Annotated in this window: 15 protein-coding genes; 4 read left to right on the top strand and 11 right to left on the bottom strand. The window is 36.9% G+C overall.

Translation table 11 applies throughout. The features are described from left to right. Positions 1-37 precede the first annotated feature (37 nt). From Q0Q99_RS06415 to rpsF, 4 genes are all read right to left on the bottom strand, one after another. Positions 38-511 (bottom strand): DUF6495 family protein, encoded by a 474-nt coding sequence (locus Q0Q99_RS06415; RefSeq protein WP_293893152.1) that lies wholly within the window; start codon positions 509-511, stop codon positions 38-40. A 213-nt stretch (positions 512-724) separates the two neighbouring features. Continuing rightward, the gene (rplI, locus tag Q0Q99_RS06410) at positions 725-1,165 is read right to left on the bottom strand and encodes a 50S ribosomal protein L9 (RefSeq protein ID WP_293893149.1); all 441 of its coding nucleotides are present in this window, start codon (positions 1,163-1,165) and stop codon (positions 725-727) included. 62 nt (positions 1,166-1,227) lie between these two features. Further along, positions 1,228-1,524, bottom strand: coding sequence for a 30S ribosomal protein S18 (gene rpsR / locus Q0Q99_RS06405; RefSeq protein ID WP_136152299.1), 297 nt, complete (start codon positions 1,522-1,524; stop codon positions 1,228-1,230). A 2-nt stretch (positions 1,525-1,526) separates the two neighbouring features. Further along, entirely contained in the window at positions 1,527-1,871 is a 345-nt protein-coding gene (gene rpsF / locus Q0Q99_RS06400; RefSeq protein ID WP_293893144.1) for a 30S ribosomal protein S6, read from the bottom strand. Between the two features lie 187 nt (positions 1,872-2,058). Between rpsF and Q0Q99_RS06395 the strand changes: the two genes are divergently transcribed. Continuing rightward, positions 2,059-2,754, top strand: coding sequence for a LytTR family DNA-binding domain-containing protein (locus Q0Q99_RS06395; RefSeq protein WP_136152297.1), 696 nt, complete (start codon positions 2,059-2,061; stop codon positions 2,752-2,754). A 6-nt stretch (positions 2,755-2,760) separates the two neighbouring features. Here Q0Q99_RS06395 and priA read toward each other — a convergent pair whose 3' ends face one another. The 4 genes from priA to nadC are packed head-to-tail and all read right to left on the bottom strand — an operon-like array spanning position 2,761 to position 7,453. Next, the gene (gene priA, locus Q0Q99_RS06390; RefSeq protein WP_293893137.1) at positions 2,761-5,208 is read right to left on the bottom strand and encodes a primosomal protein N'; all 2,448 of its coding nucleotides are present in this window, start codon (positions 5,206-5,208) and stop codon (positions 2,761-2,763) included. Between the two features lie 11 nt (positions 5,209-5,219). Beyond that, a complete protein-coding gene (locus Q0Q99_RS06385; RefSeq protein WP_293893134.1) occupies positions 5,220-5,642 on the bottom strand; it encodes a DUF2147 domain-containing protein in 423 nt (140 codons plus the stop codon). Beyond that, entirely contained in the window at positions 5,639-6,595 is a 957-nt protein-coding gene (locus Q0Q99_RS06380) for a YihY/virulence factor BrkB family protein (protein ID WP_293893131.1), read from the bottom strand. The genes Q0Q99_RS06385 and Q0Q99_RS06380 overlap by 4 nt, the downstream gene beginning before the upstream one ends. After that, positions 6,596-7,453 (bottom strand): carboxylating nicotinate-nucleotide diphosphorylase, encoded by an 858-nt coding sequence (gene nadC, locus Q0Q99_RS06375; protein WP_293893128.1) that lies wholly within the window; start codon positions 7,451-7,453, stop codon positions 6,596-6,598. It abuts the gene before it with no gap. 98 nt (positions 7,454-7,551) lie between these two features. Here nadC and Q0Q99_RS06370 point away from each other — a divergent pair, with 98 nt between their 5' ends. The 3 genes from Q0Q99_RS06370 to guaB all read left to right on the top strand — a co-directional run bounded on the left by Q0Q99_RS06370 (position 7,552) and on the right by guaB (position 11,033). Then, positions 7,552-8,574 carry a quinone-dependent dihydroorotate dehydrogenase gene (locus Q0Q99_RS06370; RefSeq protein WP_293893125.1) on the top strand — a complete coding sequence of 341 codons (1,023 nt, stop codon included), beginning with the start codon at positions 7,552-7,554 and terminating at the stop codon, positions 8,572-8,574. A 76-nt stretch (positions 8,575-8,650) separates the two neighbouring features. Next, on the top strand, positions 8,651-9,475 hold the full coding sequence (locus tag Q0Q99_RS06365) for a hydroxymethylglutaryl-CoA lyase (protein ID WP_293893247.1): 825 nt from the start codon (positions 8,651-8,653) through the stop codon (positions 9,473-9,475). 85 nt (positions 9,476-9,560) lie between these two features. Next, positions 9,561-11,033, top strand: a complete 1,473-nt coding sequence (gene guaB / locus Q0Q99_RS06360) for an IMP dehydrogenase (protein ID WP_293893122.1) — start codon at positions 9,561-9,563, stop codon at positions 11,031-11,033. 55 nt (positions 11,034-11,088) lie between these two features. On the opposite strand, the gene purB is transcribed toward guaB, so the two are convergent. The 3 genes from purB to Q0Q99_RS12895 all read right to left on the bottom strand — a co-directional run. Next, a complete protein-coding gene (gene purB / locus Q0Q99_RS06355; protein WP_293893119.1) occupies positions 11,089-12,432 on the bottom strand; it encodes an adenylosuccinate lyase in 1,344 nt (447 codons plus the stop codon). A 78-nt stretch (positions 12,433-12,510) separates the two neighbouring features. Then, on the bottom strand, positions 12,511-12,762 hold the full coding sequence (locus Q0Q99_RS06350; protein ID WP_293893116.1) for a hypothetical protein: 252 nt from the start codon (positions 12,760-12,762) through the stop codon (positions 12,511-12,513). Positions 12,763-12,815: 53 nt separating this feature from the next. Beyond that, the coding region (locus Q0Q99_RS12895) for a T9SS type A sorting domain-containing protein (protein ID WP_367175000.1) at positions 12,816-12,980 on the bottom strand (165 nt) is incomplete at its 5' end.

Here is a 12,980-nt window from a genome sequence, read left to right as displayed (position 1 = left end):
ACTAAAATAGCCAATATTTTTTAAAACGGACTACACTTTATGACTGAATTATTCCGTTTATCTGAAGATATAATTGTCCGTCGCTCAAAATAGCTCCTTCCTTAATCAAATCGAAAATGGCGGCATTTCGTTGGTCTTGGTATTCTTTTTTACCGAGATGAATTTCAACGGTATCCGTAAAAATATTATCCGTCAACCATTGCAAACCTTCTTTTTTCATAAAATCAACTTCCGGTTCCAATGCTTTTAAGACAATTGACTGGATTAGTTTTTCCTGACAGTGGAAAAGGAAAATATGGTTTTTGGAAAAATGCTCTAAGTAATTCGCTTTGGTTAAAACCCCTTCCCAAATCAAATCGGAGAAAACATCGAGTTCTTGTTCAGCAACTTCGGGCTTTTCTTTTTTTATTTTATCCCATTCGGCTTTATCTATGGATTGGGTTGCCAGGAAAGTTGAAAATTCCTTGTGCAGTTCTTCGAATTGTTCTTTTGTTAATCTTTTGTATTTCATCTTATGAGTTGCAGAGTTGCAAAGCTGCAAAGTTTTTGTTTTTAGTAATATCCCTAGCCCCGATAGTAGTGGAAATCCTTTTTATTGCTTTAAAAAAAGCATCTCGGCTGCGCTCGATGTGACAAAGCGATAAAAGATTGCAACGGATAGCGGGATTAGCTTCAAAAAAAAATCCCGATTCTCATCGGGACTTTTATAGTATATAGTGAAATATTAAACTTCAGCTACGATTTCGTATGGTAATTCAACAACCACGTCTCTGTGAAGTCTCACACTTGCAGTATATTTACCTGTACGTTTTACCAAACCGCTAGTGATGAATTTTCTATCAACCGTTTGTCCTGCTTTTTCCAAAGCGGCAGCGATATCAATGTTAGAGATAGAACCGAATAATTTATCTCCACCAGCTTTTGCTGTAATTTTAATTTCCAAAGCTTTCAGTTTGTCAGCCAATGCCTGTGCATCGTTAACCACTTTAGCTTCTTTATGTGCTCTTTGTTTTAAATTTTCGGCTAAAACTTTTTTCGCAGAAGGTGTTGCCAACTGCGCGTGACCCTGTGGAATCAAGAAGTTACGACCGTATCCGTTTTTTACGTTTACTACATCGTCTTTAAAGCCTAAATTTTGAACGTCTTGTTTTAAGATAAGTTCCATGTTGTTGTCCTTGTTATAGAAGTTAGGTTCCGCTTATCGGGAAACCAACAACTGCGTTTATATTATTTTAGTAAATCGGCCACGTATGGCATTAAAGCTAAGTGACGAGCTCTTTTCACAGCTACAGATACTTTTCTTTGGTATTTTAATGAAGTTCCTGTCAAACGACGTGGTAAGATTTTACCTTGCTCGTTTACGAATTTCAATAAAAAGTCTGCATCCTTATAATCAATGTATTTGATACCGGATTTTTTGAAACGACAATACTTTTTAGTTTTGTTGGTTTCAATGTTTAAAGGCGTAAGATATCTGATATCGCCGTCTTTCTTTCCTGAAGCGGATTGTTGTAAGTTTGCCATGATTAGTTTGCTTTTGCTTCTTTTAATTTAGTTCTTCTTCTTTCTGCCCAAGAAATAGCGTGTTTATCCAGACTTACAGTAAGGAAACGCATAACTCTCTCGTCGCGTCTAAACTCAGTTTCAAAAGCAATAAGAGCTTCGCCTGATACTTGGAATTCGAATAAATGGTAAAAACCACTTTTCTTGTTTTGGATTTCGTAAGCTAATTTTTTCAAGCCCCAATCCTCTTTAGATACCATCTTTGCTCCTTTTGTCGTAAGAAAATCTTCGAATTTGCTTACTGTTTCCTTTACCTGAACTTCAGATAAAACGGGATTTAAGATGAAAACAGTTTCGTAATGATTCATAATTATATGATTAAATTTTAAATTGGGCGCAAAAGTACAAATTGATTTTTGATATCCAACGTCAATACCTAAGAAATCGTCTAAAAGTAAAAAATATCGTTTAAAAGCGAAAAAAAACGATGAAACGTTAGGTTGTTCCAAATAAAGGTTCTATTTTTACAACTCCAAATCTATAATAAATAATATTATGAAACTAAATTGTGTTGTTGTTGATGATAGTTCCATCCAGAGAATGATCATTGCAAAGTTAGTAAACAATCATCCCAATCTACATTTGGTAGGTGATTTTTCTAATGCAATTGAAGCCAAAAATTGCATGTCGGTTCATACCGTGGACTTAATTTTTCTTGATATAGAAATGCCGGTCATCAGCGGTTTTGATTTTCTTGACGGTTTGAAAGTAAAACCTCAAATTATTTTCATCACGTCAAAAGCAGAATATGCTATGAAAGCATTCGATTATGACGCTACGGACTACCTACAGAAACCGATAGCTTTGGATCGTTTTAATGCATCTGTCAGAAGAGCAATGGATTTCCATATGCTTAAAAAAGAAAATCAGGAAGAAGAAGGAGAGCATATCTTTATCAAGAGTAATCTTAAAAAACTTAAAATTTATACTAATAAAATTAAGTGGATTGAAGCTTACGGAGATTATGTAAAAGTAGTGACCGAAGAAGACAGCAATCTTGTTCTTTCTACTATGAAATCTTTTGAAAATGATTTATCAAAGGAGAAATTTATCCGTGTTCATAAATCCTATATCATTAATATCGATAAAGTGGAACGTTTCAACAGCAAGTTTGCTGAAATTGGAGTTACCAAAATTCCTTTAAGCCGAAATAAGAAAGAAGATTTAATAAAAGCATTAGCTATTGCATAAATCTACTCAATAAAAATCCACATTTACAGTAACTTTAATTGTTCTGTATTGTGAAACCAAATCAAAACTATTCAGTATTTTCTGGATAGTTTTTTTTGTGACCTGAATTGAAGTATCACCTGGCATCTTTATCATTATTGTCCGAATGTATTCGTTTCTGATTCTGCCAATCGCTGGTTCTTCCGGACCAAGAACCGGAATGGTTAAGTTTTGCTGCAAAACCTGATACAACCACATCGATCCTTCCTTGAGCTTTTCAAAATCACGATGTTTTAATGTCAGTTTTATCAAACGGTAAAATGGCGGATAGTAATATGTCTTTCTCTCATAAAGTTGCTCTTTATACATTCCTTCATAATCGTTATTGGTCACTTGTTGGATAATATTGTGCAGCGGATTATAGGTCTGAATAATCACTTTTCCTCTTTTTTCTGCCCTACCTGAACGACCTGCAACCTGCGTCATCATCTGAAAACTTCTTTCGAAAGCCCTAAAGTCGGGATGATATAACATATTATCCGCATTCATAATTCCCACTAAGGAAACATTATCAAAGTCCAAACCTTTGGCCAGCATTTGCGTTCCCACCAAAACATCTATTTCCCGATTTTTAAATCCGTCAATGATTTTCTCAAAGCTGTATTTCCCCCGAGTAGTATCCTGGTCCATACGTTTGATATTCTTTTGCGGAAATAACTCAGCTAATTCCAATTCAATTTGTTCCGTTCCAAATCCTTTGGTTTCCATATCTACACTGGAACAAACATGGCAATTTGTCGGCTTCCCCATATTATAACCGCAATAATGACAACGCAGTTGATTCTTATATTTATGATACGTCAAACTCACGTCGCATTGCGGACATTGAGGCACATGGCCACAAGTCATACATTCCAACACAGGCGAAAAGCCACGGCGGTTTTGGAAAAGGATTACTTGCTCATTATTAGCAAAAGCCTGCGTGATTTCATCAATCAATGTCATACTGAAATGACCTTTCATTTTTTTTCGAAAATAAGCGTCTTTCAAATCAACCAATTCTATTTCAGGCATTTGAACATTACCGAAGCGTTCTTTTAAAGTTACTAATCCAAATTTTTCCGAAGTTGCATTATAATAAGTTTCAATGCTTGGCGTTGCCGAACCTAGTAAAACTTTTGCCTGATGTGAATTAGCTAAAACAATCGCAGCATCGCGGGCATGATATCTTGGCGCCGGATCTTGCTGTTTAAAAGTTTGCTCGTGTTCTTCATCAACGATGATTAAACCTAAATTATTAAATGGTAAAAACAAAGCCGACCTTGCTCCTATTACAATTTGTGCCGCTTCTGAATTCTGAATAACATTGTTCCAAACTTCTACCCTTTCGTTATTGCTGTATTTAGAATGGAAAACGGAAACTTTATTTCCGAAATGCTGTGTTAACCTGGCAACCAATTGTGTTGTCAGAGCGATTTCGGGCAGTAAATACAAGACTTGTTTGCTTTCAGCGATAGAATTTTCAATCAGTTTGGTATAGATTTCAGTTTTACCGCTTGAGGTTACGCCATGCAACAGGCAAACTTCTTTTTCTTCAAACAAACTGACAATCTCGTTAAAAGCTTCTTGTTGAGCCTTACTTAAGGTCAATTCATTTTCGACTTTATTTTTATCAAAATTTATTCTGTCTTCCTGGATAAAATATTCCTCAAATATTTGTTTGTCAACCAATACTTTGACAATGGCAGCAGAACTTTTAGCCGCTTCTGTCAATTGCTTAAAGGAAATAGGCTTCTTTTGAGCCTGCAATTGAAAATACTGAAGCACTAGATTTTTTCTCTTTTCAGATTTTAAATTATCCAGTAATTCAATAAGTTTTTCTTCTGCAAGATAATTTTCGTGCAAACGAATGTAGCGTATAAGCTTTGGCTTGTATTCTTCCTGAATTTCCTCCTGAAGTGAAATGATGTTTTTATTAATCAGTTTTTGGATCACCGGCAGAATCGTTTTCTTATTAAGAATAGCAATAATATCCTGAACCTTCAACGAACTCTGGTGCTGCAACGCTTCATAAATCAAAAACTCATCATCTGTAAGTGACGTTTCATCTACAAATGTTTCTTTATTTTGGGAAATAATAGTTTCGCTTTCTAATAACAATGCCGAGGGCAGAGCACCGCGATAGACATCCCCAATGTTACACATATAATAAGAGGCAATCCAAAACCAATGATTGATTTGAAACTCGTTTACAATGGGCTTTTCGTCAAGAATCTGATGGATTTCCTTTGCCTCATAAAGTGTTGGTGCTTCCTGATGCAAATCGATAACTAAGGCTGTATAGATTTTGTTTTTACCAAAAGGTACAGCAATCCGCATTCCTTTTTCAATAAAAGCAAATTCACTTTCTGACACCTTATAAGTAAAGGTTTTAGGCAACGAAAGCGGAACGATAACTTCAATAAAGAAACTCATTTTAAGAGCAGTTATTTTTGTCTAATCCAAGTTTGTGACCTTCCGAAAAGCGGAATTCCGATATAACCGCGGACAATCAGTTTATCTTTTCCTTCGAGAGTTATTTTACAATGATACCATTTACCAATTTTTGGATCCAATACTTTTCCGCCACTATATATATCACCGTCTTTAGTCATTCCTTTAATGATATTCATTCCCATAACAGGCTTGTTCTTTTCATCTCCATCACACTTTTCGCACATGATGTGTTTTTTATCAGCTTCAAAGATTTCAATTACTTTACCATAGACTTTGCCTTTGTGTTCAAAGATTTCAACAACTCCTTTTTCCCTTCCTGTTATGTCATCGATGGTCTTCCACTTTCCAAAAATACTTTGGGAAAAGCTTAATTGAAAAACAAGGAACACAACAATGGATATCGTAGGTTTCATGGTATTTTGTTGTTATCTATTTCTTTTTGTTTCTCGCGTTTGATATGATGAATGGAAGCATTTAAGTCAAAACCAATAAGCAATACCATAGAATTTATCCAAATATAAAACATTACAATCAACAAAGTCCCAATAGAACCATAAAGCTCATTGTATTTTGAAAATTTAACAACCCAGATACCAAAAAAATACGACGATATAATAATTAAAATGGTTGTAACAACTGAACCTATTGAAACTAAAGTTCTCTTTTTATCATGCTTAATCCCATACCTGAACAATATAGAGGTCGCCATTAATATCATTAAAATAACAAAAATATATCGTCCCATTTCTATGAGCGGAATCTTGTCAGATAAAACATCCTGAAGTTTTGTTTTCTGAATGAAAACCTCAAAGATTAAAATCGCCGCTACCGTAATTAGCAGTAGAAAAGCAAGTATTATTGACAATGCTAAAGCAACAACATATTGCCTGAAAAATTTTCGCTTTAAGGAAATATGAATATGATGCGACGCCTCAAATCCGCCCAAAATTGCGTTTACACCATTGGTCATCAAAAAAACAGCCATTACAAAACCGGTAGAAAGTAATCCACTGTGGCTGTTGTGCAGAATATCATTGATGATTTTATAAATTGCGTCATAAGTTGTTGGCGGTACGCTTCCTTTAACAAATCCCAAAAAGTCATTCTGGAATCCTTCAATTGGTATATACGGAATAAGATTTAGTATAAAAAGCGCAAACGGAAACAACGCCATAAAAAAACTAAACGCAATCGCCGTCGCCCTGTAGGTAATCTCTCCCTCAAAGATTCCTGTAAAATAGAAATCGAGCAAGTCATACAGCGACATACCGTGAAGCCATGGCAACCGAATTTTTCTTAAGAAAAACACCAGCTGTTTAATGACAGGAATTTTTATGAATGTATTTTCTGTTGCTGTTTCTGACATTTAAAAGGCTTTTAAACTTAAATCCATATTACAAACTGAATGTGTCAAAGCTCCTGAAGAAATATAATCAACGCCACATTCTGCATACTCACGAATGGTTTTTTCGTTAATGTTTCCCGATGATTCCGTCAGGCATTTGTCGCCAATCAATTCAACAGCTTTGCGTGTGTCGTCAAAATTGAAGTTGTCAATCAGGATTCGGTATACTCCATCGTTTCGCAAAATTTCTTTTATTTCGTCAAGGTTTCTGGCTTCTACAATGATTTGTAAATCTAGATTGTTAAACTTCAGAAACTCCTTGGTTTTGTTTATAGCATTCGTAATTCCACCAGCAAAATCATTGTGATTGTCTTTCAGCATCACCATGTCATACAGTGCAAAACGATGGTTTTCTCCACCACCAATTTTAACAGCCCATTTTTCACAGGCACGAAACCCGGGTGTCGTTTTACGGGTATCTAAAATCTTTGTTTTTGTACCTTCCAATAGCTTTACATATTGTTTGGTCTTGGTCGCAATAGCCGACATGCGTTGCATAGAATTCAGTACCAAACGTTCCGCTTTCAGAATAGACTGAGAACATCCTGAAACATGAAAAACGATGTCGCCATGCTTTACATCCGTCCCGTCTTCAATGAAAGTTTCGACTTCCAGCGTTGGATCAATATTCTGGAAAATCATTTTAGCGAATGCTACTCCGGCAATGATTCCGTTATCCTTAACCAAAAGTTTAGCTTTTCCTAGAGCAGCGTTGGGAATGCAAGCCAACGAACTATAATCACCCGGACCAATATCCTCGCGGATTCCGTTTTGTATAATTAGTTGAAGCTCTTTTTGAAACTGTTCTTCTGAAATCATCTGAAAACTATTGATTGGCTAAAATAGTATTTAATTTACTGATTTTAAAAAGAAAATTGATTTTGAATTTCTATTTTTGCAGCACAACGACACAACACATGTACAAGTTACTCATTCGTCCCATTTTATTTTGGTTTGACCCGGAAGAAGTGCATTATTTCTCTTTTAGTTTTATCCGGTTTATCTCTAAAATTCCTTTTGTTCCTATTATTTTAAAATCTATTTATGAAGTTAAGGATGCCCGATTGGAGCGTGAAGTCTTCGGACTCAAATTTAAAAATCCTGTGGGATTGGCCGCCGGATTTGACAAGGATGCCAAATGCTATCAGGAACTTTCCAACTTTGGCTTCGGCTTTATAGAAATCGGAACACTAACACCAAAACCTCAGGGCGGAAATCCAAAGAAACGTTTGTTTCGTCTAAGACCAGACGGCGCCATCATTAACCGAATGGGCTTTAACAATGGCGGCGTTGATACAGCTGTCTTGAGATTAAGGAAAAATAAAGGTGTTCTGATTGGCGGAAACATTGGTAAAAATAAGCTTACGCCAAATGACAATGCTGTTTCAGATTACCTGATTTGCTTTGAAACACTGTTTGATTATGTTGATTATTTTGTAGTAAATGTCAGTTCGCCAAACACACCTAACCTTCGTGAACTTCAGGACAAAAAACCTTTAACAGAATTATTAACCAAACTTGAAACCCGAAACTCGGAACATAATACAAAGAAACCAATCCTCCTGAAAATCGCTCCCGATTTGACTGATGAACAATTATTGGATATTATTGATATCATAAAGGAAACCAAAATAGCAGGCGTGATTGCAACCAACACAACCATTTCAAGAGTAGGTTTACAATCGGAAAACAAAATAGAAACTGGAGGCTTATCGGGAAAACCACTGACAAAACGATCAACTGAAGTCATTCGTTTTCTCTCAGAAAAAAGCAATAAAGCATTTCCAATTATTGGTGTAGGCGGAATTCATTCACCCGGAGATGCTTTAGAGAAACTGGAAGCCGGGGCAAGTCTAATACAATTGTACACCGGATTTATTTATGAAGGTCCAAAGTTAGTTGCAGATATCAACAAGGCTATTCTGAAAAAATCTTACTAACTTAGCCATCCCGAAACATCGGGACAACGCCTAACTTTTGAAACAAATCAAAATCATAGAATGTCCACGCGATGCCATGCAAGGCATCAAAAACTTCATTCCAACTAAGGAGAAGGTTGATTATATTCAATCACTGCTTCGTGTTGGTTTTGACACTATTGATTTTGGAAGTTTTGTTTCGCCTAAAGCTATTCCGCAAATGCAGGACACTTCGGAAGTGTTGGCACAACTTGATTTATCACAAACGCAAAGTAAACTATTAGCCATCATTGCCAACACGCAAGGTGCTCAAATAGCATCAACACATGCAGCAATTCAATATTTAGGATTTCCATTTTCGATTTCTGAGAACTTTCAAATGCGGAATACACATAAAACTATTGCCGAAAGTTTAATTACCCTGCAGGAGATTTTAAACATTGCTGATGCATCCAATAAAGAAGTGGTAACTTATATTTCAATGGGATTCGGTAATCCGTACGGTGATCCGTGGAATGTGGAAATTGTAGGTGAATGGACAGAAAGACTCGCCCATATGGGTGTAAAAATCCTATCGCTTTCTGATACGGTTGGAAGTTCAACCCCAGATGTCATTACTTATTTGTTCTCGAATCTGATCCCGAAATATCCCGATGTCGAATTTGGTGCGCACCTTCATACAACGCCGGACAAATGGCACGAAAAAGTTGATGCTGCATACAAGGCAGGCTGTGTTCGTTTTGACGGAGCGATTCAGGGTTTTGGTGGTTGCCCAATGGCAAAGGATGATTTGACTGGGAATATGCCTACAGAGAAACTCTTATCTTATTTCACTTCACAAAAAGCAGCTACCAATACAAGTCCGATGAGTTTTGAAAGTGCTTACAATGAAGCCACAAAGATATTTACCCACTATCACTGATAAATTAGGAATTTGTAATTCGTAATTACTAATTCGCAATTTTATCCTATATTTGCATGCAATTTAACTACAACTACAAATTGCAATGAAAGCACACACAACTAAAATCGTTGGAGAAGGGTTAACCTACGACGATGTACTGCTCATCCCAAATTATTCCGAAGTTTTACCGCGCGAAGTCAGTATCCAATCGAAATTTTCAAGAAATATTACGTTAAATGTTCCTATTGTTTCAGCCGCTATGGATACCGTTACCGAAAGTTTAATGGCAATTGCCATGGCTCAGGAAGGCGGCATTGGTGTCTTACACAAAAACATGACAATTGAACAACAGGCAGCGAAAGTCCGTAAAGTTAAACGTGCGGAAGCCGGAATGATTATCGATCCTGTGACTTTACCACTAACAGCAACTGTAGGAGACGCCAAAATGGCGATGAAGGAATTTGGCATTGGCGGAATACCTGTTGTAGATGAAAACGGAATCTTAAAAGGAATTGCCACCAACAGAGATTTGCGTTTCGAAAAAATAAACTCCCGTTCCATATTAGAAGTCATGACTTCAGAAAACCTGGTAACTGCTGCCGAAGGAACAACACTGCAGGAAGCGGAAGGCATTTTACAGAAAAATAAAATTGAAAAACTTCCGGTGGTGGATGATGAATTTAAACTAATAGGATTAATTACTTTCAGGGATATAACTAAACTTACACAAAAACCAATTGCCAACAAAGACAAATTTGGGCGTCTTCGTGTTGCAGCTGCTATAGGTGTCACTCCCGATGCTTTGGAAAGAGCAACCGCTTTGGTAAATGCAGGTGTTGATGCCGTAATCATAGATACCGCACACGGACATACACAAGGCGTAGTTACTGTTTTAAAGGAAGTAAAAGCCAAATTCCCCAATCTTGATGTAGTAGTTGGAAACATTGCTACTCCCGAAGCGGCTCTTTATTTAGTTCAAAACGGTGCCGATGCAGTGAAAGTTGGTATAGGCCCAGGTTCTATTTGTACAACGCGAGTGGTTGCAGGTGTGGGGTTTCCCCAATTCTCAGCGGTTTTGGAAGTGGCTGCAGCTTTAAAAGGAACCGGCGTTCCCGTTATTGCTGACGGTGGAATTCGTTATACGGGTGATATTCCAAAAGCGATTGCTGCCGGAGCAGATTCTGTTATGTTGGGATCCTTATTAGCCGGAACAAAAGAATCTCCTGGAGACACTATCATATTTGAAGGAAGAAAATTCAAATCCTACCGCGGAATGGGCTCTATAGAAGCCATGCAGGAAGGCTCAAAAGACCGTTATTTCCAGGATGTTGAAGATGATATCAAAAAGCTGGTTCCCGAAGGAATCGTAGGCCGCGTGCCCTACAAAGGGGAACTAAGCGAAAGCATGCAGCAGTTTGTCGGAGGCCTTCGCGCGGGAATGGGCTATTGTGGCGCTAAGGATATACCAACCTTAAAAGAAACCGGGCGGTTTGTTAGAATTACTACAAGTGGAATTGGTGAAAGTCATCCTCATAATGTTACGATTACAAATGAAGCTCCGAATTATTCAAGATAGAATAAGGCAAAAAGTAAGGAAATAAATTTATTACTTTTTTGTTTGTATGATAATATTAAATCCCAGTATAATTACTCGGTGTGATTTGCATCAACTCATCCTTGATATTCTGAGTAACTTTTAGTGTTCCTATGAAATCATGAATCGCTTTTTTATCAATAACAGAATTGGTTCGTGTCAAACCTTTTAGAGCTTCATACGGATTTGAATAACCTTCCCTTCTTAAAATCGTCTGAATCGCTTCAGCCACTACTGCCCAGTTCTTCTCTAAGTCTTCAGCAAACTTAGCTTCGTTGAGCACTAATTTGTTTAATCCTTTCAGGGTTGCATCAAAAGCAATTAATGTGTGTCCAATCGGAACGCCAATATTTCTCAACACCGTGCTATCAGTAAGGTCGCGCTGCAGTCTTGAGATTGGCAGTTTGGCTGAAAGATGTTCGAAAAGTGCATTAGCAATGCCCAGATTTCCTTCCGAATTTTCAAAATCAATCGGGTTTACTTTATGCGGCATAGCCGATGAACCTATTTCGCCTGCTTTGATTTTTTGCTTGAAATATTCCATCGAAACATAGGTCCAAATGTCTCTATCTAAATCGATGATAATATTATTTATTCTTTTAAGCGCATCGAAAAACGCTGCAAAATGGTCGTAATGCTCTATTTGTGTGGTTGGATAGGAATGATGCAGTCCGAGAGTGTCTTCCACGAAAGTGGTGCCAAACTGTTTCCAATCTACATTTGGATACGCCACATGATGCGCGTTATAATTCCCTGTAGCACCGCCAAACTTCGCCGCAAACGGAATATTGAACAACAAACGCATTTGTTCTTCCAGACGTTCTACAAATACCAATATTTCTTTTCCTAAACGTGTTGGCGTCGCCGGTTGACCGTGGGTTCTGGCCAGCATAGGAATGTCATTCCACGCCATTGCCAGTTCTTTCAGTTTTGCTATTAAACCGATCAAAGACTTCATATATACATCCTGAAAAGCTTCCTTTGTTGATAACGGAATCGCTGTATTATTGATGTCTTGCGAAGTAAGCCCAAAATGGATAAACTCTTTATATGGTGACAATCCAAAACCTTCAAACTTCTCTTTGAGAAAATATTCAACCGCTTTTACATCGTGATTGGTGGTTAACTCAGTGTCCTTTATCCATTGCGCATCTTCAGTGGTAAAACTTTTGTAGAGATTGCGCAAGCTGTCAAAAACTTTTGAATCCATTCCTTTTAATTGTGGTAAATCGGCTTCGCACAACGCAATGAAGTATTCCACTTCTACCAAAACACGGTATCTTATTAAGGCTTCTTCCGAAAAATAATTGGAGAGGGATTTGGTTTTGCTTCTGTATCTTCCGTCAATGGGTGAAACGGCGTTTAGGGAGGTTAATGCCATGTTTAGTGTTGTTGTGTTGTAAGATGCAAAAATAAGTATTAGTTGTAAGTTATGAGTTATGAGTTGGAGTTATTTTACTTAAATTTTATCAACTTCTCCTTTAATAATGGAACACCAAGTTCGTCCAATGGAAGTTGATAATCTTCTGATGTAAGTCAATAATCTTCTGATGGAAGTCAATATATGGCCGATGGAAGTCAATAATCTTCTGTTGGATTGTATTACTATATTTGAAATAAATATATATAGTGATTGACCTTGATTACCTATAATATCTCGAAGGCTTTCTAACAGGAAAACTGCATGGAAATTGTGAAAAGGTGTTGGCAAATGGAACCGACCATTTTATGTAAGTGATTGATTAAAAAATCAAAAGTTTTTTATTATTTTTTTATAAACTTGGCGACTATAGCTTTATTAACGTCCCCAATCTCAATAAAATAAACTCCCGTTTTTAAAGCATTTATTGATACTCTGTCGTTTTCAATTATACCAGATGTAACTTTTTGCCCGAGCGAATTGACAATTGTATAAGGTTGATTATTTTC

The sequence above is a fragment of the Flavobacterium sp. genome (genome assembly GCF_025352425.1).
Taxonomy (GTDB): domain Bacteria; phylum Bacteroidota; class Bacteroidia; order Flavobacteriales; family Flavobacteriaceae; genus Flavobacterium.
Note: the sequence above shows the minus strand (reverse complement) of the source record. Positions and strands in the feature narration are given on the sequence as shown.